This window comes from Weissella kandleri (assembly GCF_001438705.1).
Taxonomy (GTDB): domain Bacteria; phylum Bacillota; class Bacilli; order Lactobacillales; family Lactobacillaceae; genus Weissella; species Weissella kandleri.
Map to the genome: position 1 here is coordinate 84,850 of NZ_JQBP01000001.1, position 24,083 is coordinate 108,932.

Annotated in this window: 20 protein-coding genes, 1 tRNA gene and 1 CRISPR repeat array; of the genes, 17 read left to right on the forward strand and 4 right to left on the reverse strand. The window is 34.8% G+C overall.

Annotation, left to right across the window (positions count from 1 at the left end; all coding sequences use genetic code 11):
- Nucleotide 1 precedes the first annotated feature (1 nt).
- The 7 genes from IV73_RS00405 (at nucleotide 2) to IV73_RS00445 (ending at nucleotide 7,295) form a co-directional block, all read left to right on the forward strand.
- A complete protein-coding gene (locus IV73_RS00405; RefSeq protein WP_057753295.1) occupies nucleotides 2–961 on the forward strand; it encodes a 3'-5' exoribonuclease YhaM family protein in 960 nt (319 codons plus the stop codon).
- Between the two features lie 127 nt (nucleotides 962–1,088).
- Entirely contained in the window at nucleotides 1,089–1,634 is a 546-nt protein-coding gene (locus tag IV73_RS00410) for an NADPH-dependent FMN reductase (protein WP_057753296.1), read from the forward strand.
- Nucleotides 1,635–1,761: 127 nt separating this feature from the next.
- Nucleotides 1,762–2,118 (forward strand): 50S ribosomal protein L19, encoded by a 357-nt coding sequence (rplS, locus tag IV73_RS00415; protein WP_057753298.1) that lies wholly within the window; start codon nucleotides 1,762–1,764, stop codon nucleotides 2,116–2,118.
- Nucleotides 2,119–2,271: 153 nt separating this feature from the next.
- Nucleotides 2,272–4,107: a translation elongation factor 4 gene (gene lepA / locus IV73_RS00420; RefSeq protein WP_057753299.1), complete on the forward strand. Its 1,836-nt coding sequence runs from the start codon at nucleotides 2,272–2,274 to the stop codon at nucleotides 4,105–4,107.
- Between the two features lie 176 nt (nucleotides 4,108–4,283).
- Nucleotides 4,284–4,526: a type B 50S ribosomal protein L31 gene (locus tag IV73_RS00425; RefSeq protein WP_057753301.1), complete on the forward strand. Its 243-nt coding sequence runs from the start codon at nucleotides 4,284–4,286 to the stop codon at nucleotides 4,524–4,526.
- A gap of 1,968 nt (nucleotides 4,527–6,494) precedes the next feature.
- Nucleotides 6,495–6,881, forward strand: a complete 387-nt coding sequence (gene mscL / locus IV73_RS00440; RefSeq protein WP_057753896.1) for a large-conductance mechanosensitive channel protein MscL — start codon at nucleotides 6,495–6,497, stop codon at nucleotides 6,879–6,881.
- Nucleotides 6,882–7,040: 159 nt separating this feature from the next.
- Nucleotides 7,041–7,295: a hypothetical protein gene (locus tag IV73_RS00445; RefSeq protein WP_057753307.1), complete on the forward strand. Its 255-nt coding sequence runs from the start codon at nucleotides 7,041–7,043 to the stop codon at nucleotides 7,293–7,295.
- An 80-nt stretch (nucleotides 7,296–7,375) separates the two neighbouring features.
- Here IV73_RS00445 and IV73_RS00450 read toward each other — a convergent pair whose 3' ends face one another.
- Nucleotides 7,376–7,603 (reverse strand): hypothetical protein, encoded by a 228-nt coding sequence (locus IV73_RS00450; protein ID WP_057753309.1) that lies wholly within the window; start codon nucleotides 7,601–7,603, stop codon nucleotides 7,376–7,378.
- 236 nt (nucleotides 7,604–7,839) lie between these two features.
- Between IV73_RS00450 and IV73_RS00455 the strand changes: the two genes are divergently transcribed.
- The 7 genes from IV73_RS00455 (at nucleotide 7,840) to IV73_RS06805 (ending at nucleotide 17,727) form a co-directional block, all read left to right on the forward strand.
- Nucleotides 7,840–8,382, forward strand: coding sequence for a nucleoside 2-deoxyribosyltransferase (locus tag IV73_RS00455; RefSeq protein ID WP_057753311.1), 543 nt, complete (start codon nucleotides 7,840–7,842; stop codon nucleotides 8,380–8,382).
- 262 nt (nucleotides 8,383–8,644) lie between these two features.
- The gene (gene cas9, locus IV73_RS00460) at nucleotides 8,645–12,757 is read left to right on the forward strand and encodes a type II CRISPR RNA-guided endonuclease Cas9 (RefSeq protein WP_057753313.1); all 4,113 of its coding nucleotides are present in this window, start codon (nucleotides 8,645–8,647) and stop codon (nucleotides 12,755–12,757) included.
- 216 nt (nucleotides 12,758–12,973) lie between these two features.
- On the forward strand, nucleotides 12,974–13,840 hold the full coding sequence (cas1, locus tag IV73_RS00465) for a type II CRISPR-associated endonuclease Cas1 (RefSeq protein ID WP_057753315.1): 867 nt from the start codon (nucleotides 12,974–12,976) through the stop codon (nucleotides 13,838–13,840).
- 11 nt (nucleotides 13,841–13,851) lie between these two features.
- On the forward strand, nucleotides 13,852–14,157 hold the full coding sequence (gene cas2 / locus IV73_RS00470; protein WP_057753899.1) for a CRISPR-associated endonuclease Cas2: 306 nt from the start codon (nucleotides 13,852–13,854) through the stop codon (nucleotides 14,155–14,157).
- Entirely contained in the window at nucleotides 14,154–14,831 is a 678-nt protein-coding gene (gene csn2 / locus IV73_RS00475) for a type II-A CRISPR-associated protein Csn2 (RefSeq protein ID WP_057753317.1), read from the forward strand. Before cas2 ends, csn2 begins: the two co-directional genes overlap by 4 nt.
- Nucleotides 14,832–14,858: 27 nt before the next feature.
- Nucleotides 14,859–15,885: direct repeats of the CRISPR family, unit length 36 nt; unit sequence GCTTCATATCTCTGTCAAATTAATGAGTTGTTTAGC.
- Nucleotides 15,886–16,792: 907 nt separating this feature from the next.
- Nucleotides 16,793–17,296 (forward strand): hypothetical protein, encoded by a 504-nt coding sequence (locus IV73_RS00480; RefSeq protein WP_057753318.1) that lies wholly within the window; start codon nucleotides 16,793–16,795, stop codon nucleotides 17,294–17,296.
- 278 nt (nucleotides 17,297–17,574) lie between these two features.
- Nucleotides 17,575–17,727 (forward strand): IS3 family transposase, encoded by a 153-nt coding sequence (locus tag IV73_RS06805; protein ID WP_083485512.1) that lies wholly within the window; start codon nucleotides 17,575–17,577, stop codon nucleotides 17,725–17,727.
- 192 nt (nucleotides 17,728–17,919) lie between these two features.
- Here IV73_RS06805 and IV73_RS00485 read toward each other — a convergent pair.
- Nucleotides 17,920–18,008: transfer RNA gene (locus IV73_RS00485), tRNA-Ser, on the reverse strand.
- Nucleotides 18,009–18,155: 147 nt separating this feature from the next.
- On the opposite strand from IV73_RS00485, the gene IV73_RS00490 reads away from it, so the two are divergent.
- Nucleotides 18,156–19,922, forward strand: a complete 1,767-nt coding sequence (locus IV73_RS00490; protein WP_057753320.1) for a hypothetical protein — start codon at nucleotides 18,156–18,158, stop codon at nucleotides 19,920–19,922.
- Between the two features lie 192 nt (nucleotides 19,923–20,114).
- On the opposite strand, the gene IV73_RS00495 is transcribed toward IV73_RS00490, so the two are convergent.
- Together IV73_RS00495 and IV73_RS00500 are read right to left on the reverse strand one after the other, a co-directional pair.
- Nucleotides 20,115–20,357: a hypothetical protein gene (locus IV73_RS00495; protein WP_057753321.1), complete on the reverse strand. Its 243-nt coding sequence runs from the start codon at nucleotides 20,355–20,357 to the stop codon at nucleotides 20,115–20,117.
- A 3-nt stretch (nucleotides 20,358–20,360) separates the two neighbouring features.
- The gene (locus IV73_RS00500; protein WP_057753324.1) at nucleotides 20,361–20,786 is read right to left on the reverse strand and encodes an HIT family protein; all 426 of its coding nucleotides are present in this window, start codon (nucleotides 20,784–20,786) and stop codon (nucleotides 20,361–20,363) included.
- A gap of 276 nt (nucleotides 20,787–21,062) precedes the next feature.
- Between IV73_RS00500 and trmB the strand changes: the two genes are divergently transcribed.
- A complete protein-coding gene (trmB, locus tag IV73_RS00505; RefSeq protein ID WP_057753326.1) occupies nucleotides 21,063–21,722 on the forward strand; it encodes a tRNA (guanosine(46)-N7)-methyltransferase TrmB in 660 nt (219 codons plus the stop codon).
- A 183-nt stretch (nucleotides 21,723–21,905) separates the two neighbouring features.
- The gene (topA, locus tag IV73_RS00510) at nucleotides 21,906–24,047 is read left to right on the forward strand and encodes a type I DNA topoisomerase (protein WP_057753328.1); all 2,142 of its coding nucleotides are present in this window, start codon (nucleotides 21,906–21,908) and stop codon (nucleotides 24,045–24,047) included.
- Nucleotides 24,048–24,083 lie beyond the last annotated feature (36 nt).

Consider the following 24,083-nt stretch of genomic DNA (forward strand, 5'->3'; position numbering starts at 1 on the left):
GATGATGCAAGGACGTAAATTAAGTGATTATAAAAATGATGAAAATGTCCAGACGTATGCTGTCTTAAAACAAGTCGAATTACGCAAGACTAATGCGGGCAAGCCATACTTAGCGGTTGTTTTAGAAGATAGTTCGATGGAATTAGCTGGTATGAAATGGGAGATTACTGAAGAAGAAGCCCAAACGTTTCAGGCGGGGATGGTGGTGGCAGTTAGCGGGATGCGACAGACATATCGGGATAAACCACAGTTGAAAATTTTTGAAATTCGGCCGACCCGGATTGATGAACCGCAAAATCCAAATGATTTCATGCCGCATGGTCCCATGAAAGCCGATGAAATGGAAGCTGAAGTTAACCGGCTATTTTTAAAAATTTTAAATCCCAAATGGCAACGCATTGTCCGGTATTTATTAGCAAAATATCATGATGAGTTTTATCGTTATCCAGCAGCTAAAACCAATCATCATGCCTTTGCTGGTGGATTAGGGTATCATACGATTTCAATTGCACGGTTGGCCGATCAAGTGGCTAATTTATATTCATCAGTAGATCGAAGTCTTTTACTGGCGGGGGCGTTATTGCATGATTTAGGTAAAGTGATTGAGCTTTCTGGACCGGTCGCAACCAAATATACCCGGTCTGGGAATTTGATTGGGCATATTGTTTTGATTGATGAACAAATTGTGTTAGCAGCTCAAGAGTTGAAACTTGATTTGTTCGATGAAGATCTAATTTTATTACGACATGTTGTCCTGGCGCATCATGGACAATTAGAATACGGTTCACCGGTTCAACCATTGGTCCGCGAAGCGAATGTTTTACATCAATTGGACGAATTAGATGCTAATATGCAAAGCTTTGATCAAGTACTTAATCAAACGGAGCCAGGCGATTTTGCGACACGGAATTGGGCTTTAGATAACCGGGCTGTTTATCGTCCTGAACATGATAAAAATTAATTCATGAAACTACAGCTTTACAAAAAATACAGCTTTACAAAGCTAAAAATCCAGTGTATTATTTAACTTGTAAACTTATTAAAAGTAAGCTTTCTTTCAGATTAAAATTAACGGGAGATTTTTTGATATGACAAAGTATGGAGTGTTAGTTGGTTCATTACGTAAGGGTTCATATAGTGCTGGAGTGGCTGAAGCATTAGTTAAGGGATTACCTGAAGATGCTGAAGTGACGCAATTGCGCATTGATAATTTGCCTTTGTACAATCAAGATTATGATGCTGATTCACCGGTTGTTTATACTGAATTTCGAGAGTTAGTGGCTCAACAAGATGCATTTATTATCGCTACTCCAGAGTATAACCGGAGCATTCCAGGCGCTTTAAAGAACGCCTTGGATGTTGCTTCACGTCCTTACGGCGAGAGTGTATGGGACGGTAAGCCTGTTTTGCCAGCCTCACAATCAACTGGTGGAATTGGTGGAATTGTGGCTAATCATACTTTGCGGCAAACCTTACAATTTTTGAATATGCCAATGATGACTCAACCTGAGTTATATATTGGGGGAACACCATCCTTGAGTGATGAGAATGGACACATCACTAATGAGGATACCTTAAACTTCTTAGCTGCAACAGCTGGGCAATTTGACCGATTCGTTAAAGCCCGCAAATAATATTACTTGAGATAAAACCACTTGTATTATGAGTGGTTTTTTGTTATATTATTTATTGGCTGTAAATGCCATATCAACGATGTTCCGCTGGTCGGATGATGTAAGAACATCGATTAGGAGATTTGCTATGCGTCAAAATGCATTGTTAGAAAAGTTAACTGAATCACAATTGCGGTCAGATATTCCTGATTTCCGTGCCGGTGATACAATCAAGGTTTATGCTCGAATCGTCGAAGGTTCACGTGAGCGTATCCAATTGTTCGAAGGTGTGGTCATTAAGCGAAAGGGTAGCGGAATCCAAGCTACTTATACTGTTCGTAAGATGTCAAGCGGGGTTGGTGTGGAACGGACTTATCCAGTTCACTCACCACGTGTTGATAAGATCGAAGTGGTTCGTCATGGTCGCGTTCGTCGTGCCAAGTTGTACTACTTGCGTGCTTTGCACGGTAAGGCTGCTCGTATTAAAGAAGCCCGGCGCGGTTAATTTTAATATTAGTAGACTGAAAGCTCGTATCATTTGTGATACGGGCTTTTTTGTTTATCTAAATTTAGCAAGTTTCCTGGTAATCCGCGGTGCAGGAAGGCCAATTATCTTGTATAATGGAAGAGACAATTAAACGAAAGTGAGCGCATTTAAATGAATTTAAAAGAGTTAGAAGAGCGCCAAAAACATATCCGAAATTTTAGCATTGTGGCCCATATTGATCATGGGAAATCAACCATTTCCGATCGAATTTTAGAAGCGACCCATACGGTGGCTTCACGGGATATGCAAGCCCAACTGTTAGATACGATGGATTTGGAACGAGAGCGTGGAATTACGATTAAGATGAATGCCGTTGAAGTGCATTATGTGGCCAATGATGGTGAAACTTATATTTTTCATTTAGTTGATACACCAGGGCACGTGGACTTTTCATACGAAGTTTCACGTTCATTAGCTGCCGCGGATGGGGCCATCTTAGTTGTTGATGCTGCTCAAGGGGTAGAAGCCCAAACTTTAGCGAATGTTTATTTGGCTTTAGATAATGATTTGGAAATTTTGCCTTTAATTAATAAGATTGATTTGCCCGCTGCTGAGCCAGAAAAGGTTCGTGCGGAGATTGAAGATGTAATTGGCTTAGATGCTTCAGATGCCGTTTTAGCTTCGGCTAAAAAAGGGATCGGGATTCCGGAGCTATTGGAACAAATCGTGACGAAATTACCAGCACCAGAGGGCGATTTGGAAGGGCCGTTGAAAGCTTTGATTTTTGATTCGACCTACGATGCTTACAAGGGGGTCATTTTAACGATCCGGGTTAAAGATGGAATGGTTAAGCCGGGTGATAAAATTAAGTTTATGAATTCTGGTGCTGAATATGATGTGACGGAAGTTGGGGTTAATTCTCCTCATCCGATTAAACGTGAATATTTGGTGGCAGGAGATATTGGTTATGTGGCGGCATCAATTAAAAATATTCGCGATGCGCGCCCAGGTGATACGATTACGACTGTCCAAAATGGAGCCGCTGAACCGTTAGCTGGTTATAAACCAATGACGCCAATGGTCTATTCTGGATTGTATCCTTCTGATAATGCCAAGTATAATTATCTGCGTGAAGCCTTGGAGAAGTTACAGTTGAATGACGCTTCTTTGGAATTTGATCCTGAGACTTCGCAAGCCTTGGGCTTTGGGTTCCGGACAGGTTTCTTGGGGATGTTGCATATGGATGTGATTCAAGAACGCCTGGAACGTGAATTTGATCTAGATTTGATTACCACAGCACCTTCTGTGACGTACCATGCTTTTTTAAAGGACGGGACAATGGTAGAGGTGGATAATCCATCCGAATTGCCAGAAGTAGGCGAGATTGAGCATATTGAAGAGCCATTTGTGTATGCGCAAATCATGGTTCCAAATGATTATGTTGGAGCGGTGATGGATTTGGCGCAGCGTAAACGTGGTGAATTTGATACGATGGATTATCTGGATGCTAATCGAGTGAATGTGAAATATTATCTACCGTTATCAGAAATTATTTTTGAATTTTTTGATATTTTGAAATCAACTACGCGGGGTTATGCTTCATTAGATTATGAAATGTCGGGATATCGCCCTTCAGATTTGGTTAAAATCGATATTCTATTAAATGGAGATAAGGTTGACGCTTTGAGTTTTATTGTGCATCGAGATTTTGCGCAGGAGCGGGGACGTTTAATTACAATTAAGTTGAAAGATTTAATTCCACGGCGTAATTTTGAAATCCCTGTGCAAGCAGCAATTGGTTCAAAGATTATTGCGCGGTCAACGATCAAAGCTTATCGGAAGGACGTTACATCTAAGATTCACACTGGTGATCCAGATCGACGGGCTAAGCTGTTGGATAAGCAAAAGCGTGGAAAAGCACGCATGAAGTCAGTTGGTACGGTTGATGTCCCACAGGAAGCCTTTATGGCCGTATTGAAAACGGGCGATGACGAAGGTAAAAATTAATTTGATGTCTATAGTTAGCGCTTGCGTTATTTTGCAAAATAGTGACTTTTAGGTAACTTTTTGCAAATAATTCGTGATGGGGTACTGTATTCTAAAATTGGATATGTTATACTAGTTTAGTTAATAAAACTGACTCTGGTTGACCGAGTTTTGATCAGGGCTATAAGGAGACTATTATGCAAGCAGGAATTCACCCAGAATACCGTGACGTTGTATTCGTTGATACCACTACTGGCGCAAAGTTCTTGGCAGGATCAACTGTTAAGACTGACGCTACTGTTGAATTTGAAGGAGAGACTTACCCAATGGTTCGTGTCGAAACTTCATCAGATTCACACCCATTCTACACTGGGAAGGCTAAGTTTACGCAAGCCGACGGAGCCGTTGATAAGTTCAACAAGAAATATGGTCTTAAGTAATCATATTTTGACTTTAAATCCTGATATGCCAGCAAATCCGTTGGTATGTCAGGATTTTTTGTTTGCTAAAAAGGTTTTTATGGGTCATGATTGATTGTGATTTGTAGTTAATTTTGGGCACCTTTTGGGCACTTTTTTAGGATTATTTTACATTTGGGCACCTTTAAAAAAGTTATTTTATTTGGGCACCCAGTATTTTTATCGCAATATATCTAATGTTTTATCTGCTTCTAGACCTCTTTTGGTATCTAACAGATGAGTATATACAGTTTGAGTTATTGATACATTTGAATGTCCTAGTCGCTCAGATACATATGCAATATCAACACCATGGCTGTTTCAAATAGAATTGTGTATGTGTCTAAGGCCAAGGAGTGAATTGAAAAACGGGCACAATTGATAAGAAATCGGTCGACAATGAAAATGAACATGGCATTTATTGATTATGAATTAACGGATAACCCCCTCGCAAGAAATTATTGATAGCATTAATGAATTAATGTTTTTGTGGAGCATCGACAAAGAATATTAGGTAATTATTGTATAAGTTAGCTACTCACTGATAGTAATTAATTGTGAAATTAACTGTTTTGGTGGGAAGTTTTCACAGATACTATAGTTAGTTATGGTTTTAATATATATCCTGAGACAATGATTAATCAATATAAATTAGCTTCATTATGGAATTTATGCATATTATCTTATAATTACAAATATATCATTTTGATTAATTAATACTGATATAATAGTAGATGCTTTGATTACGTAGATTTTTTATCTGTGATATTTCATTAAATTAGATAAGTAAAACAATAGACACGATTCAATTTAAAAAATGATAAAAGAAAGAGGAGGTTAAATGAAGGTAATAAAAAATTGTGAATGATGCAATTTTGGTCATACTTCGTCTTATTAGAATTAGCATGGGAAAATATATGGTTAATATAACGGTAATTAACAAAGGAAATAAACGAATAACTAAAATATTTAAGATGCGAAAAAGCGTCTATAAACTTTTTGCAAAGATAGGTTGGCTAAATCCTGAAGGGTGGGAAGATAAAATTGAATGAATTTTTAATTGGTGCATTGTTATTGAGTGCCATAATAGTAAGTTCATCTTATTTTTATAAAAAATATTGGAAAATCAGAGCGACTAAAATAAAAGATGATGGCCGTAAAAACAAATTGAATTGATGATAATATCTATTATCGATTACTCTGACTATGATTTGGTACTCTGACTATGATTTGGAAGAATTAAAAGAGGACAGCACACGTTGTTGTGTGTTCAAACATATTTTTTAAATAAAGATAACTTGATATTTTCGAACTTAACAAGGGAAATAACATATATGAATAATAATTATAAGAAAATTTCTGATTCAATAATTAAGAATACAATTGATGGGATTGATGAGTATATGGTCTTGTGGGCTGTGGGCTTGGGAGAGAGTCTTTCCATGTTGATCTTTATCCTGCCAATATTATTGTTATTGCAATACTTACATGCGCCGATGCTATTTCAATGGATCTGTACGTATGTATTATTGGTAATTTGTTTTATTTTTTGGAGTCTTGTTGGTTGGGTTCAAAGTAAATTTACTGGTATAGTTATGGCTATACTAAATATGTCATTACTGGTCTTAATAATCATGCAAGATTGATTTAAAAATTAACAATATAGATTAAAATATCATGAATGCGAAAAAATAGTACGAGCGCTACAAATAGTGAGGTATATATGTCAATCTGATAAATGATGAACGATACTTTAACAGGAAGCTTTAATAAAGTATCCTGTAAAAAATGATATAAGATTATTTGGTGTTGGATATATTTTCTAACATCAATTGTTTATATAGAGTCTTATTTGTTAAAGTATTAGTGAATACTACAAATACAGTGTATATAGTGTTAAAATTGATAGATGTTTTAGCTAGATTAATTGGTGAGGTAGATATTATGAAAATTATTTCTGAATTCAAAGAGTTTATTATGCGTGGGAATGTCTTGGACTTAGCAGTAGGGGTTATCGTTGGAGGTGCCTTTACTAGCTTGGTCAAGTCATTAACTGTTAATTTAATCAATCCAATTATTGGATTGTTTACAGGACAGGTTTCAAGTTTGGATAATTTGAAATTTGTGGTATCGGACCAATTAACGTTTAACTATGGTGCCTTTTTAGGGGATGTGATTAATTTCTTGATTATAGCCTTTGTTTTGTTCATCATTATTAAGATGATTAACAAAGTGTCAATTAAAAAGGATAAGGAAGAAGGATCAGAAATAACTGAAATTTCAGTGCTAACTGATATCCGTGATATGTTGGCAAAACAAGAGGCCAATCAAAAGTAATGTTAATCTACCTTGAATAACTAAATATTAAAATCAATAATAAGTGTTAATTGACATATATGGTAGGGTAGTTGGTAAAAAAACGTTAAATGAATATGATATAATTATCAGTATTAAAAGAGTATAATTTTACTAATAATTGATGATGGGAGATATATCATGGCATATTCAAAAGATGAAGTTGTAGCGTGGGTTGAAAATTTACATTTAAGTACTTGGGGACCTACTACGGTGGACTGGAATGATCAAATCCATCGTGTGCACGTGACGGTTGCCGATGGAGGTAGCGAAAAGGTCCGAAAAGAAATTGAAAAGGCAGTTCAATCGGAAATTGATAATCATACGACCAATCCAGATGATGCTGAAGACTTTTTGGCACACCTATATGTGACTGATTATATGCCAGAAGATTAAGTGTTGTAAAATATAATATAATATAAAAGACGAATTAACTAGCCATTGATACTTGGTAGTTAATTCGTTTTTTTTAATAACTAATTCCATCCCGTAAGTTTTAATGCTGTAAAAATAAGCATTAAGATTAAAAATAAAATGGCAAAATATTTATTTGAATTTTTATGGTCAGTTTTGTATAAATAAATTTCATATACAAAGAATACGCCACTCATCACCGGGTATAACCAATCAGCATCATAAACTAAGTTTAGAATTACCGTTAGCAATAAAAATCCAAGCATCGTGTAATCAATAATGTGTTTCAAAATATAATTCCTCCCGAATAAAACAAATAATAACATATTAATTTACATTAAATTGACATTGTATCATGATCGATTGGTTTGTTGAGCATAAAAGATGAGATACTTAATTGAGAATTATATATCCGCATTTTATAATAAATTACAAAGTGTCGTTTAGTCTGAGTTCTAGTTGAAAAATTATTAAAATAATCGTATTCTTAGAGGAACAGTCATTAGGTACAAAGAGGAGATTAAACATGTTATCTGAAAATGAAGTGATGGAAAAGTTATTTGAATTAGAAAAAACAGTTGTTCAACCAGAAAAATTACCCGGGGCTCGTTCAGTTTATTTTGCGCATTCATGGTGGACTGAGACACAGATTGAAGCTACGTTGGCAACGTATGAAGCGCTTTTGAAGAACCCAATGGTGGCCCATATTCATGTCCCGTTGATGCATCAATATAAGGGCTTGGCAGTCTCCGAAGGTAGCGATTTTGAACCAGATTTTGAGTGGGCGACGATGACATATCGTGCCGATATTCGAGCTATTGATAATTCTGATTTAATTGTAGCAACATATCCTGCTGATGCCCCGGATATGGGAGAAGCATTAGAAATTGGTTATGCTATTGGGACTAATAAACCCGTTGTGATGGGGTATTATGGTGATATTAATGAAAACCCGGTTAACTTAATGATTAGTTTTGGAACGGATAGTTATGTCTATGATCCAGCTGAATTTGAAACTTTTGATTTTTTGGATATTGAATCAAAAGCCTTCGAAGCTAAAATTATTTAGTAGACAATTTGATTAATAATAAGTCAATTAACGGTAGTAATAGCGGTTAATTGACTTTTTTATTGGGTTAATCTTATATCAATACATATGGACTAAATCTTTATATTTTAAATTATATTAAATTGTTCATAGATATAAAATCAATGAAGTGTGTTTATTATTTGTCAATGATTTTAAATTTTGATAAAATTAAATGTAAACGTTTTAGTTTAGTAAGTTAAGTGACTAAGTGGAACATTTGAATTATTTTAAGGAGAAGTAAATGGAAAAAAATAAAGAGTACGTAATTGGATTAGATATTGGGACTGGTTCAGTGGGGTGGTCAGCGATATCCACGGATAATTATCAATTGATTCGGCAAAAGGGTAAGAATTTAATTGGGGTGCGTTTATTTAATAGTGCTGAAACGGCTGAAGAACGACGTGGGTATCGGACTACCAGACGACGTCTTTCACGGCGGCGTTGGAGAATGAGTTTACTGAATGATATTTTTAGACCTGAGTTAAATGAAATTGATGAAAATTTTTTGGCACGTTTAAAATATTCATGGGTTAGTCCACTAGATCAGAAAAATCCGCAATTAAATGAACAAGGAACGAATGCTAGTTTATATGGTGATATAGAAGCTGATCAAGCCTTTCATCGAGCTTATCCTACTATTTATCATTTGCGTAAAACATTGATGGAAGATAATCAAAAACATGATTTACGCGAAGTTTATCTAGCAATTCATCATATTGTGAAATACCGAGGCCATTTTTTAACACCAGATTTTGATGCTAATAGTCAGACTATTGATATCAAAGGATTATTTAAGCAATTAGGTGATGTGAGTGGTTCTATTGAGTTACAAGCTGATCAAACATCAACGGTAATAGCGGCTTTTCAGTCGATTTTGTTAGACTTCACTAAGACCCCTACTGAGAGTGGACGATTAGCAGGACAACTTTTTAGTGATCAAAATAAGGATAAACAGGCTAAGAAGCAAGTTGAAGAGTTGTTTAAGTTATTAAGAGGTGGCAAGGGTTCACTGGCAGACATGTTTTTATTAACCGATTTGGATAAGGTAGTAAAAAATCAATTAAAATTTGCTTTTGATGATGCAGTTGATGAAAATCTAAATCTTATTTCCAATCTGATTAATGAAGAACAATATGAACTGTTATTAAACATTCAGAAATTACGTGGGACTATTATTTTAAAGCAAATTTTAGGTGATGATGAGACGGTGAGCGACGCTAAAGTGCGGAGTTATGAAGAACATGCTCATCAGCTTAAGGAGCTAAAGGCACAAGTACTGACGAAAGATAATAAAGAGAAATTTGAAGAAGCTTATCAACTAATTCAAAAAGGGGATGCATCACGTATTGATGGTCTTAAGAAATTGAAGACGATAATTAATCAAGAGCACGAAGCCTTACGATTAGATAAGTATGAGGCTGATAAACTTTTGAAATTAATTGAGCTTGACCAATTATTACCAGTGCAACGTTCTAAGCGAAATGGTGAAATTCCTCATCAATTACATGAATTTGAATTAAAGAAAATAATTGAAAAGCAAGGCCGATATTATCCTTTTTTGCGAGAAACGTTTGAACGCGATGGTCAGGAATTTAATAAGATAGGACAGCTGGTTAATTTTAGGATTCCTTATTACGTTGGGCCCTTGGTTGATCCAAGGTTGGCTGGTATTCAATCGGGTGATCAGACGAATCATTGGATGACGCAAAAGAAAGCGGGAAAAATTACGCCGTGGAATTATACGGAATTGATTGATATTGATAAATCTGCGGCTGAATTTATTAAACGCATGACGGGGACTGACACGTATCTTGTAGGTGAGCCATCATTACACAAGGCCAGTTTAATTTATCAAGACTATAACGTTTTGCAGGAACTTAATAATTTACGTTATGACGGTAAGCCCTTGCCGGTTGATGCTAAGCAGGAAATTTATTCAAATTTGCAAGTGTCATTAAAGAATGCAACGAAGAATAAAATTAATAGTTTCCTTATCTCTGAGGGGTATTTGCAGGATGGAGAAGAATTAACTGGTTTTGCAGGAAAAGAATTGAAGAATAAATTAAGCTCGTTCCATTATTTTAAAAATATTTTCGGCCCTGAACGGATGAACACTCTGGGGACAGATAATTTAGAGAAAATTACTGAATTACAGACCGTGTTTGAAGATCGCCATATGTTAAAACGCCAACTTCAAAAATTAGGATTTTTAGATGATGATGAATGTGAAAAGTTAGCTGGTAAGCATTTCACTGGTTGGGGGAATTTATCAAAGAAATTGTTAAATACGCCGGCCATTATAGATCCAGAGATTAATGAAAATAAAATTAGTTTAATTGATGCTTTATATAAAGGGCAACGGAATCTTAGCTTTTATGTTAATAATATGGATGATAAGTATCAATTTCGTGATTGGATTGAAAGTGAAAATCAAAGTCAACAGGTTGAAATTAGTTTAGATGAAAAAATTAAAAATTTAGCAGGATCACCAGCTATTAAACGTGGGATTACACAAAGTATGGCAGTGATTCAAGACATTATCAGAGCTAATAATGGAATTTCACCAAAAAGAATTTATTTGGAGTTTGCGCGTGAATCGCAGAATTCGTATCAACCTAATTCACGGATAAAACAGATTGAGAAAATTTATGATCAGAATAAGAAAGAGTTAATGAAGGTATATCCAGACGTTTTTAAAGATGTACAAGGTGTATTGAATAACGTTGATGAGAATAATTCTCTATCAGAAAAAGCATTTTTATATTTCATGCAATTAGGTAAGGATATGTATACCGGGGAAGCTTTGGATTTTGACAAATTATATACTTATGATATTGATCATATCATTCCGCAAGCTATGACTAAAGATAATTCATGGGATAACAAGGTATTGGTGACAGCAATTAAAAATCGTGAAAAGTCTAATCAAGTTTTAGATAATGCTATCCAAGCTAAGATGCATAATTTTTGGTTGCAGTTAAAGAAAGTGAATTTATTGAGCCAACGTAAATACGATACATTAATGAAGACCAACTTCAGCAAAGGAGACGAAAAGAAATTTATCGCGCGTTCGTTAGTGGAAACACGTCAGATTATTAAGAATGTTGCAGAATTAATTAAGAGTGAGTTTGATCATGTTGAGGCAATTCCGATTCGACAAGAGTTAACAAGCGATATGCGTCAGTTAATGGATTATAAAAAGAACCGATTAGTGAACGATTATCATCATGCCCATGACGCTCTGCTTATTGCGACGGTAGGAGAGTTTATGCAAAAACGCGGATTTATGCAAGGAATGAATCCATCTCAAAATGTTTATCATGGGTATACGCAATATGTTAAAAAGTGGTTGAGCATGGCTAAAAAAGCAAGGTCCGCTGAAAAACCTGAACGCATTTTTCCATTACAATTCGTGGTTGGATCAATGCGGATGGCTGTACGTGATGGTCAAGTTGATAAGGTTACTCATCCAGCTACCGGAGAGATATGTTGGACAGCTGATAATGAAGCATATTTGAGAAAAGTTTTGGGTTATAAAAACATTTTGGTGACACGTAAGGTTAAAAATGCTGGCAAGTTATATCAAAGAGTCACGGTGAAGCCTAAAGGTAGTGGTGAAGCACCAGTTAATCATCAAAAATCAGATATTAATATTTATGGTGGGGTCACTAGTGAACAGGCAGCAGAGTTGGTTTTGATTCGGATAAAAGCAAAGAATAATGCTAAAAATATGGTGATTAAAATTCCAACAGCTATTGCTAATCAGGTTGCAAATAAGACCACTACGTATGATGCGTACGTTCGAAGCTTAAATATTCCAAATTATGCTGGAATTATTTTGGATCAGATTCCTTTAGGTCAACTGGTTTTTGATGAAAGAACAAGTTTTTATCTGGCTTCTGCAGAGATTAAGCATAATGCTCGTCAACTATGGGTGAATCAACACATTAATAACGTTTTAACTAAAAAGAATATCAATGACGAGGAAAGAGATAATATTTTAAATTTATTGACCAATGAGAAGAATTTAGAGCGATTTAAACTATTAGAACCTGATTTGAAACGGGTGAAGGCAGCTAAACAACAGTGGGCGAGCTGTGACGATCAAGAGCAGATGCAAATATTGAGGATTATTATCAATAAAATGCATGATGATGCTAGTCCGCAGATTCCAGGAAAAATAGACCCATTTAAGAATTACCTAGATAAGCAAGGGAAGGGGTGGCGTGATTTAAGAACTAAAAAAGGAATGAAACTTAGTGATAATGCAGAGTTTGTTTACCAGTCACCAACTGGTTTATACCATCGGAAAATATCAATTAACGAGTTATTAAAACAAAAGCAATTAGAATAGTTGGTTAAATAAAAAATAAGCAATCGGTCATTAGACTGATTGCTTATATACATAATATGTATTGGCCATATAAGACCCAATAGAATGAAACTCAGTGATATAAGTATCACGTTGTGTTACTTCAACTCTCTCTGTCAAATTAATGAGTTGTTTGTCGAATTAGACAAATGTTGAGGTGATGACTCAACATTAATATTATAGCACAGGAGAAGTTATATGTCATTTAGAACTATATATATAACTAAGCATAGTAAGGTTAGTTATAAAATGAATCTGATTTTAGTGAAGACTAATGAAGATATTATTAAGATACCGGTTGATGATATCAACATACTTATTTTTGAAACACCACAAATTGTTATTACGGGAGTAGCGATTATGGAAATGGTCAAAAGAAATGTTCGCATTATCTTTAGTAATCATAAGGGAATGCCAGTAGGTGAGGTTAATTCATATTATGGTAATGCTAAAAGAAATTTGAACATAAAAGAGCAAATCGATTGGAGTGGAAGCAAAAAAGGTAGATTATGGCAGATTGTTGTAAAGGAAAAGTTATTACAGCAAAAGTTAAATTTGCAGGGATGTAATTTGGATACAACAGGCTTTGATGATCTTATTAATGACACACAGTTGGGTGACCAGACCAATCGGGAAGCCGTCGGAGCTAGAATGTATTTTCGACGGCTATATGGAAATAATTTTGTGCGGCAAGATATGGATAATGACCTAAATATTAAACTTAATTATGGTTATCAGATTTTATTGGCAGCTGTTACCAGAGAAATTAATCATTTTGGTTATTTAACTGAGTTAGGAATACATCATGATAATGCAACTAATGAATATAATTTAGCCAGTGATTTGATGGAACCTTTACGTCCATTAATTGATAGAATCGTCTACAATGACTTAGAAATCGAATTTAATACAGCGTTTAAAATTAAAATGGTTAATGTTTTAAATCAAGAGATTAAATTTAATCATAAATCAATGTTAGTGGCGACTGCTGTTCACGATATGGTTCGGTTGGAGCTACAAGCATTATCGGAAGATGGTGAAATAGAATTAGGATTTGAACTATGAGGTATAGGATGATGAGATTGATTGTTTTTTTCGATTTACCTGTAACAACAGACAAAAATCGAAGAGATTATCGACAGTTTAGAAAAAATTTGTTGAACGAAGGATTTTTGATGATACAAGAGAGTGTTTATGTCAGAGTAGCAGTAAATAAACAATCCGCAGAATTTTTAGAAAAAAGAGTAGGTGAGTTTTGTCCTTCTCAAGGCTTAATTCAAACTTTAATTGTTACGGAAAAACAATACACCAGTATGCATTTTTTAAGTGGCGAAGCAAAAAAGGATGTTAGAAATACGAATGACAGGTTGGTAGTAATATGAAGAAATTAACGATTTATCCCTTGTCACCTATTGAATTATCCTCAGGAATCACTATCTTAAAAATTGCCTCTACAAAATTAATGCTGCAAGTTATTCAATCATTACAATGTGCTAATGAAGGAGTGGTTTTAAGCCAAGATGGTGAGATGATTACATCTAAAAGTGTTAATTATATTGGCGATATTTTACAGCCAATAGATTTTAATAAAATTTTTGAAAAAATTCTTATCAAGAATCTTTTAAAACAAATAGATGATTTTGAATTAAATGAGCTACGTGAATTAAATAGTACACTTCAATCAAAACTTAATTTAATTTTATTTGAGTTAGATTTACCGGGGATTGTACCAGGCAATTGGGATTTGAGTAGGTTATTAAAGTACTTGGATTTACAAATAGAAGAGCCAATTTATGATGATTTATATGGTATAATAGAAAGCATAGTTGTTATTGCATCCAGGTTGGGCGACACTAGATTAATTGCGTTTTGTAATGCCGCTTTATATTTGAGTGATGATCAAATTAAGGCGTTAGATTGCGAGATGAAAATTAACAATATTGAAGCACTATTCTTTGAATCTGCTACTTTGCGAGAAAGTATAGGTGAAAGTGTACTAAATGTTGTTGAAATTGATGATGATTTTGTAAAATTCGAAGATGACTTGGTTGATTAACGGAATATAGAAGCGAACATGCGTACAGCTTCATATCTCTGTCAAATTAATGAGTTGTTTAGCTTGATAGCAAGTTTGATGGTTATGAATATGGCTTCATATCTCTGTCAAATTAATGAGTTGTTTAGCTATTTGGCATCATTTCGTCAGTCTTTCCTAGCTTCATATCTCTGTCAAATTAATGAGTTGTTTAGCCCGTTTGTGCGTTCAAGTTCATCTGGTGATGCTTCATATCTCTGTCAAATTAATGAGTTGTTTAGCGGATTAGTTCTTCAGTATTTTGAAAATACAGCTTCATATCTCTGTCAAATTAATGAGTTGTTTAGCACCAGCGTTAGCCATTCTAACTAAATCAGAGCTTCATATCTCTGTCAAATTAATGAGTTGTTTAGCACTAATAACCCTTTAGCTAGTTTTCAGATGGCTTCATATCTCTGTCAAATTAATGAGTTGTTTAGCAAAAAAATGGGTGATCCATACGACTTTATGGCTTCATATCTCTGTCAAATTAATGAGTTGTTTAGCCTGGGTGAGAACTATGTAGCTTATCATTCCGCTTCATATCTCTGTCAAATTAATGAGTTGTTTAGCCAGTGTGTTTTCATTCTTTTTTGTCCAAACGCTTCATATCTCTGTCAAATTAATGAGTTGTTTAGCATTAATTGGGCCTGCGTAATTTGGTCTTGCGCTTCATATCTCTGTCAAATTAATGAGTTGTTTAGCGTTAATGATATTGATGATAATCAAGTGTATGCTTCATATCTCTGTCAAATTAATGAGTTGTTTAGCGGTTTTTGTTGTTGTTATTTCTGCCGTTCGGCTTCATATCTCTGTCAAATTAATGAGTTGTTTAGCCAAGATTATAACAGCGGTCGAAAAAATGATGCTTCATATCTCTGTCAAATTAATGAGTTGTTTAGCTCAATATTTGTGTACCCTTGCCGTAATAATTGCTTCATATCTCTGTCAAATTAATGAGTTGTTTAGCTTGATTTGTATTATCCTAACGTTTGTTTTTGCTTCATATCTCTGTCAAATTAATGAGTTGTTTAGTGAGTAAATTCATTGTTGTCGCGGATCTATACCGTAATCAAATATGAGGATGAGCTAAATTACCTCAGATTGATAATCTAATACTGGTTAAAATTTATGTTGAATGGATGCCAATTTTCTGAAAAGATGATTGGCATTTTTCTGTAGTATGAATATTATTATAATTAAGATATTTAAAATAATATATTTTAATTAGTATATACCTAAAAATATTAATCATAATTAATTGATTGTATTAAAGGGCATTGGTGTGGATCATTTCAAATGGATTATGTTGAAAATTATAAATTTTCTTGTTAATTTCAATATTAAAATTCAAGACGCATATGAATTATTGTGGTTTGGAAGTGTTAGGTGTATATTGAACATTATGTCATTTTATTAACACATATAAAGAGTGAGATTATAATGTCAAGTAGTTAAAGAATGCTGTAAAAAATAAGTATTGGAAGACTACCTTTGAATGTTTGAATATTAATGTGTACCCGTTTCTTAATCAGCTATATCTGATAAAAAATTTAAATGCTGATGAATGTTTAGTAGTTATTGAAATATTATGTAAGCAAAATTAAAATATTGCCACTATGGACTTGAAAGATATTGTAATTAAAAATTTTAAATTAATTTTGTTTATTGTTAAATATCATTCGATTATGTTTATTTTAAATATCATCTATAGTATTTTCCGATATTTGCGACATAGTTCCGCTTATTTGTATACTTGTAATTCATAAATGCAGCGATGATAATCTTTCAACAATAGTAGATTTTTAATTAATTTAATAAAGTACATAGAAGTAGCGCTCATATCAGAATATTAGCGTTTTTATTTATCTAATTTTTAGGACAAATAAAAAATCCAATTATCCAGTTGGAAGTGTAAGTAAATTAACTTTTAGCTTTGGTTAATGGGGTGCGAAGGAAAAAATAATGATAAAGAAATTATTTATAATTTAGAATCAATCGAAGCGCTAATGACATTACCGAATATAACTGAAGCGACAGCAAAACTCTATATTGAGTTATACACAGATGCTCCGTTCCAAGAGGTTAATTGGAAAATCAAACGACAACTTGATGAAGTAGCCAAAAAACATTCGGAATTTGTGTTATATGATAATAAAATTTATAAAATAGTTGATAATCATGGACCAGATTATAAGACTGGAGTGTTGCGCTGCCTTATGAAAGGGCTACTCAAGTATTTGGAATGTTTTCGAACAATGAGCTTGAGACTAGGGAGAAGATTCTGGCTGTTTGGGACACAGAACATTAACTTCGGCAACACCGAAAGAGACGATATAATTGCTATTAAAAAATCTAATTATGTTCTGGAAGACGCCGCATTGAACGATTTTGGGGTGTTCACGAATTTTATGGATGGGTGGCACAGATACTTTGCGCGCATATAAAATAGTAAATGATATGTTGAAACTACGTGGTAAAGCAAATATTAATAAATAAGTTGATAAAGTCGACGTGGCAGACTTGTTTATTGATCAGAAAGAAGCGGTACAGAAGATTATTAATAAGCCAATTTCGTCTTTAACTGGTTATGACGGCACTGGTAAAACTTATGTTCTTAAAAAAGTGTTGCAGTCTTAGGCTACGAACATTACCATGCAGATAATTATACGGTAGTTATAGCGTTGGCTGGTAAGGTTGTTAAAAATTTTGTCGGCAGTGTTGGTTGAAGGCTGAAATTGGTCTTTTGACCAAATGTTATTCAGCAAAGGATTTAGTTGATGTAATCAACAGCTGGATGTTGTACTATAACAACACAAGAATTCCAGTGAAATTAAATGGCCATTCACCGGGAGAATACCGACAAATGACCGCTTAATCAATAAAAATACTTTACTTGAACTTTTTGGGTACACCGCATAGTTAGTAGGCTTTTTTATTTGCACTTATATAGTAGAAAAAAGCTATTTCTCCAGCTGGGATACTATTAATGTAGTGTGTATTTTGATATGTATCTAAATAATTTAATTCTTTTGAAACGCTGATGTACCAATGTTTTAAATATACAATAAGGAGACAACGGGATTCGAACCCGTGCGCCGGCTCTACACCGGTTCGGCGGATTTCGAGTCCGCTGCATTACCACTCTGCCATATCTCCAATTACTTGTTTAAATATAAATGATTTTAGCGAAAAAAGCAAATGTTAATACTAAGTTAAAAACATGCTATAATTTCACATTGTTTTCACAAAAAACAATTTCAACTCTGTTATATTTAGATTATCAAATAATAAAGAGGTGGAAATATGAAGATTACGATTAAGTACAAATCAGTTACAATTTTATCAACAATATTTAGTGTTAGCCTATTTGGATCAACAGTAGGAGAGGCAAATAGTAATGTCAGCCCTATTGCAAAGGAAAATATTTTATTACATCCCTTAAAAATGGAGGGAAATAATAAAATTGTTTTAACGAAAACAGTTGCTTCGCTCCAACAATCAATTAAAGAACAAGAGGAAATTATAACAGATGAAGAAACCAAATTAAATCTGTTGACTGAAGAAAATAAAGCCTTCAATATCAATCAAAAAGAACAACTAAGCAATATTAAAGGGGAGCTAGAAGTTACATTAGCTAAGTTATTAGCAGAAAATAGACAGCTTATCGCAGGTTTCAACCAAGATTTGAAGCTGTTAATGTCAAACCCTGATATATCAGATCAAAATAAAACATCAGCTAAGGCAAAAATTTTGTCACAAATTGACGAAGTGAATAAGCGAAGATATCTTACAGAAAGGCAAGCTGTGGATAAATTTGAGCGAAAAGAGCAAGAAATTCTAGCCTCGACAAAGCAAACTAATGAAGATTACGAAGATAAAGGATGGCAGCATGAAAGGAACATTATTAATGCTAAAAATATTAAGGCCCAATTGGTAGAAGAAATAAATTCAGTTTTAAAAGATAAATCGAGTAAATCTGAGCCAGTTAAAGTAGAAAATCTTGAATTATCAAACAATATGGCGATACCTGTTCGATCGTTAGATGAAAATAAAAAAGAAGTAAATGAAGCAGCGGAAAAAACGGCGAATAATCTTAACGATGAAGCTAAAACTGTCCAGAATCTTAATCAAAGGGATAAATCAACGCCTGAATTTTCTAATAATAACACATTAAATACAGCTGAAAAAGTGGCGAACAATGGAAAATCACTTAGTGCTACTATTCAAAATTTAGGAGTACAAGAAAACGATGATGACGTATTTAATGCTTTATCTAATAATTTTTCTGATATTTGGAATATTCTGGGAGAAGCTAGCCAAGCTTTAAATGACAATAATCATAAATTAGTTAATGACTTGAGCAATATTTTAAGCCAGGGAATTGATGAACTCAGTGCAATAGTGGACAAATCTTTGGCTCCGCAAGCTAATTTTAATGTAAAGACTCAAGATACTCTAAATGATGAAGAACTCTATAATAATAGTTTGCCTAAATCGACCAATAGAGGAGGTGAAATCAATCAAAGTTTAAATCATAAAGCAATACCAGTTAATATTATGCATGATAAGACAGAAATAATAGTGAAGGAGGATAAAAAGCAGGAATCAACGGAGATATCTAATCAACCAGCTTCAGTAAGATCATTAATTACTAATCCCGGGAGCGTTGTTGAACAGATTGCGCCTATTGTAAATGAAATACCAAAAGCATTAAACAAACCAGCTGTTGTTAAAGCTGAGTCTGGCGCCAAGGTAAAGACAGATAACTATAATGAAATGAATGGAAAAACGGATCCGTTGGTCAAAGAAAATGGGAATGGGGAAGCTAATGGAGTGGATAAGACCGAAGTAAAAGCCTCTGTAAACGTGTTGCAGGGGATGAAGCCACTTATACAAGAAGTTCAAAACAAGGGAAAGCAAGTGCAAAACTTGGCATCGATGCCTGTTGATTTACCAGAGACGGCAGTAAAAGAAAAGAGTGATCGCATATTAGCATTACTAGTTTGTATTGGTGCATTATTTGTTTTGATGAGTAGCAAATTGGTTGATTTAAAAAATAAACAAAAATAATAGAATAGGAAATTTAAAAGATTGATTCAGCCTCTGAATTTTAAAATAATATTGTAAATCTTTTTACACTAAATGAGCGATATTAAATACTAGATATGGATGGTAGCCAGCATGATATATCTAGTATTTTTTGTCTTTAAAAATTGAAAAATAGGCAACTAGCTAGTTGCCTATAAAAATTAATTTAGATTATTATTTTTGGGTACTGTCTTTTAAATGCTGGACCGTGTCCTGTAAATGATCTAAACGAAATTGATTTTTATCTATAGTTTGTTGAATAGATTGTTGTATATCTTGCGTTGTCTGTTCAGCTAATGGTAGTTGATCGATTAAATTTGTTTTGGCCGATTGAAAATGTTGACTAGCAGCACGGGTAGAATTAATAATTTGTTTCCAACTATTAACTTCGGTAGTCAGTTTGTCTTTTAATGACATAGGCTAATCCTCCTGTAGATGAGAAGTGATAGAATTGGCAATCTTTTGGTATTGTTCGTCAGAATATTGGGCAGCGTTATTAAATTCGGTGATTGAAAAATTGTCGCCGGCATAGCGTGGGACAATATGAAAATGAGAGTGTGGAACGACTTGACCAGCACCTTCGCCGTTATTAGAAAAAATATTTACGCCAATAATATCTGGATTGGAATTCTGAACAGCGCGCGCAATAACAGGTAACTTTGATAACACTTGTGCGGCGGTATCTTCATCATATTCAAAGATATCTTGCAAATGCTTTTTAGGAATTAAAAGAGTATGCCCTGGCGTAATTTGTGAAATATCTAAAAATGCTAAAACTGCATCATCTTCATAAATTTTATACGCAGGAATTTCACCATCAATAATTTGATCAAAAATATCCGTCATTACAACCTCCATTAAACGTTTATATTATTTAGCATCATTATAACATGAAACTGACGGGCTGATATATTAACGAAGTTTTGTTTGGTAAATCTGTTGTACAGGATTTTTGATATCGAGTGAAGTTTTGTTTTGCTTTTAAACTTATTTTTTTAATTTATCAATAAAAAATTATTTATTAGGTAAAGGGTTGATTATTATGGGGTAAGCTTGGTAAGCTAGATAGGATTTTAATAAGCCGATTGATAATATATAAGAAAATAACACAGAGGTGAAGAAATGCGTTTGAGAAATAAAAAATGGGCCGCCGCGTGGTTGAACGAGCATGACGAATTAGTCATTACGCAGGATCGGGCGACTGGGTTACAGGGTAATTGGCAATCTTTATTTGAAAATAATGCCCCTTTGCATGTTGAAATTGGAACTGGAAAAGGACAATTCATCATTGGAATGGCAAAAAAGTATCCAAATATTAATTTTATTGGAATGGAATTGCAAGAATCAGCAGTCGCCGTGGCGGCACGTAAAGCAGACGAAGATGAACAATCTTTACCTAATCTACGTTTTATTTACGGGGATGGGGCAGGAGTGGAAACTTATTTTAGTAAGGGCGAAGTTGCTAAAATTTATTTGAATTTTTCTGATCCATGGCCTAAAACTCGACATGAATCACGCCGCCTTACGTATAAAACTTTTTTGGAAGGGTATCGGGCTGTTTTACCAACGGGTGGGGAGATAGCCTTTAAAACAGACAATCGTGGACTATTTGAATATTCATTATATAGTTTTGCGGAATTTGGGGTGAAATTTAACCCAAATGGAATTTCATTGAATCTGCATGAAGATTCCGATAAGATGTTAGACAATGTGGAAACAGAATATGAACAGAAATTTTCAGGAGCTGGTTTCCCCATTTATCAATTTATTGGACATTTCTAAATTGATGAGCTATGTTAAAGTGAACTTTTAAAGAGTTATAGTTCGGCTTTTAAGTGAACGCACCCTTATTAAAAGGCGTGCGTTTTTTAGCGCCACTATTTTAAAATTAGTATTTTCTGATAAGATAAGTTATAGTAAGCAGTTAAAAACGAAAATGAAATTAACAGAAACAGGAGAAATTCCTTGGCAACAGAAACAAAGACCAAAAAAACAAACCCCAAACGGGCTACTTCGAAACGAAAAAAAAATTTAGTTATTGTTGAGTCACCATCTAAGGCCAAAACCATTGAAAAATATCTGGGAACAGGGTATAAGGTGGTTGCTAGTATCGGACATATCCGGGATCTGCCAAAGTCACAGATGGGTGTAGATACAGAACATAATTATGAGCCAAAATATATCAACATTCGTGGGAAAGGCGATATAATTAAAGGCTTGAAAAAAGAGGCTAAATCGGCTAAGCATGTTTATCTTGCATCCGACCCGGATCGTGAAGGTGAATCAATTGCTTGGCATTTATCTCATGCTCTAGACTTAGATGTTGACTCAGATGAGAATCGTGTGGTGTTTAACGAGATTACTAAAGATGCTGTGAAAGATGCGTTTAAACATCCCCGCAAGTTGGATATGAACCTCGTCGATGCCCAACAGGCTCGGCGAATCTTAGATCGGTTGGTGGGCTACTCAATTTCGCCATTATTGTGGAAAAAAATTAAAAAAGGTTTGAGCGCAGGAAGGGTTCAATCAGTTGCATTGGGCTTGATTATTGACCGTGAAAATGAAATCCAGGCGTTTCAGCCCGAAGAATATTGGGAGCTGCCAACAACTTTTAAAAAGTCGCGGAAAAAGTTCCACGCTGGTTTCTATGGATTAGACGGGAAAAAGGTTGCACGGATTCCTGATAATGAAATGGTGCAAAAAATTCTTGCACGATTAGATCAAAAAGCTGATTTTAATATAACTGAAGTGGTTAAAAGTGAGGGAAAGAATAATCCGAGCCCAGCTTTTACAACGTCAACTTTACAACAAGCTGCTAATACGCAGTTGAACTTTCAAACTCGGCGTACAATGTCAACGGCGCAACAATTATATGAAGGAATTAATCTAGGTGGTAAAAATGGAACCGTTGGATTGATTACTTATATGCGAACCGACTCGACGCGAATTTCATCACTGGCTAAAAATGATGCATCGCAATTCATTCATGATGAATATGGGGCAGAATATGCCGCTAAAAAGCCACTGAATACTAAGCAACAAGAAGGGGCACAAGATGCGCATGAGGCTGTTCGTCCAACCTCAGTTTTTCGGACGCCGGCTTCGATTAAAGATAAGTTAACGAATGATCAATTTAAACTTTACCAGTTAATTTGGTCACGCTTCGTCGCTTCACAAATGACGCCAGAAATTATTGATCGAGTTCGGGTTACTATCGAACAAAGTGGCGTGATGTTCCGTGCTAATGGGGCGACGACTAAGTTTGCTGGTTATACTAAAGCTTATCCCGCTGCGAAGGCGAAGGATAATGTTTTACCTGTGATGGAGGTTGGCGATAAAGTTCAACTGGAAAGCCTTAATCCTGAGCAAAAGTTCACGCAGCCTAAGCCACGCTATACTGAAGCCGCACTGGTTAAAGCCCTAGAAGAAGCTGGGGTAGGACGTCCATCAACGTATGCCGCAACGATTGAGACCGTTAAATCCCGTGGATACGTTCGGATGGATGCTAAAAAGTTTATTCCTACTGAAATTGGGAAAATGGTTCAAGCGGCAGTTCGTGAGTATTTCCCTGATGTGGCTGATTTGAAATTTACGGCACAAATTGAGCATGAATTGGATAATGTTGAAGTGGGGGATGAAAATTGGGTTAAGGTTGTCGATGAATTTTATCAACCATTTAAGGTGGAGTTGAATAAAGCTGAAGTTGACATGGACAAGATGGTGGTCAAGGACAAGCTTGCCGGTGAAAATTGTGAAATTTGTGGGGCACCGATGTTGGAACGTCTCGGACGTTATGGTAAGTTTTACGCCTGTTCGCGCTTCCCTGATTGTCGCAACACTAAGACGATAGTTAAAGAAATCGGATTAACGTGCCCGAAGTGTCATCAAGGACAGATTATTGAACGTAAGACTAAGCGTGGTCGGACGTTCTACGGTTGTTCACGTTACCCTGATTGTGATTTTGTTTCTTGGGATAAGCCCACAGAGCAGACATTAGCTGATGGAACGACACCTAAAGCTGAAGATGCAAAAACTAAATCTAAGCAAAAAGATCCTAAGTCTAAAACGACTAAAAAACGGACTAGTACAGTAAAGACTAAAAAGTAATGTTATCAAAGAGACGCAGATATGGCGGCTCTTTTT

Bases quoted from the DNA above. Each gene is read 5' to 3' on its own strand.
- IV73_RS00405 (WP_057753295.1), top strand. From the start codon at position 2: ATGATGCAAGGACGTAAATTAAGTGATTATAAAAATGATGAAAATGTC.
- IV73_RS00410 (WP_057753296.1), top strand. From the start codon at position 1,089: ATGACAAAGTATGGAGTGTTAGTTGGTTCATTACGTAAGGGTTCATAT.
- rplS (WP_057753298.1), top strand. From the start codon at position 1,762: ATGCGTCAAAATGCATTGTTAGAAAAGTTAACTGAATCACAATTGCGG.
- lepA (WP_057753299.1), top strand. From the start codon at position 2,272: ATGAATTTAAAAGAGTTAGAAGAGCGCCAAAAACATATCCGAAATTTT.
- IV73_RS00425 (WP_057753301.1), top strand. From the start codon at position 4,284: ATGCAAGCAGGAATTCACCCAGAATACCGTGACGTTGTATTCGTTGAT.
- IV73_RS00445 (WP_057753307.1), top strand. From the start codon at position 7,041: ATGGCATATTCAAAAGATGAAGTTGTAGCGTGGGTTGAAAATTTACAT.
- IV73_RS00455 (WP_057753311.1), top strand. From the start codon at position 7,840: ATGTTATCTGAAAATGAAGTGATGGAAAAGTTATTTGAATTAGAAAAA.
- cas9 (WP_057753313.1), top strand. From the start codon at position 8,645: ATGGAAAAAAATAAAGAGTACGTAATTGGATTAGATATTGGGACTGGT.
- cas1 (WP_057753315.1), top strand. From the start codon at position 12,974: ATGTCATTTAGAACTATATATATAACTAAGCATAGTAAGGTTAGTTAT.
- cas2 (WP_057753899.1), top strand. From the start codon at position 13,852: ATGAGATTGATTGTTTTTTTCGATTTACCTGTAACAACAGACAAAAAT.
- csn2 (WP_057753317.1), top strand. From the start codon at position 14,154: ATGAAGAAATTAACGATTTATCCCTTGTCACCTATTGAATTATCCTCA.
- IV73_RS00480 (WP_057753318.1), top strand. From the start codon at position 16,793: ATGGGGTGCGAAGGAAAAAATAATGATAAAGAAATTATTTATAATTTA.
- IV73_RS00490 (WP_057753320.1), top strand. From the start codon at position 18,156: ATGAAGATTACGATTAAGTACAAATCAGTTACAATTTTATCAACAATA.
- IV73_RS00495 (WP_057753321.1), bottom strand. From the start codon at position 20,357: ATGTCATTAAAAGACAAACTGACTACCGAAGTTAATAGTTGGAAACAA.
- IV73_RS00500 (WP_057753324.1), bottom strand. From the start codon at position 20,786: ATGACGGATATTTTTGATCAAATTATTGATGGTGAAATTCCTGCGTAT.
- trmB (WP_057753326.1), top strand. From the start codon at position 21,063: ATGCGTTTGAGAAATAAAAAATGGGCCGCCGCGTGGTTGAACGAGCAT.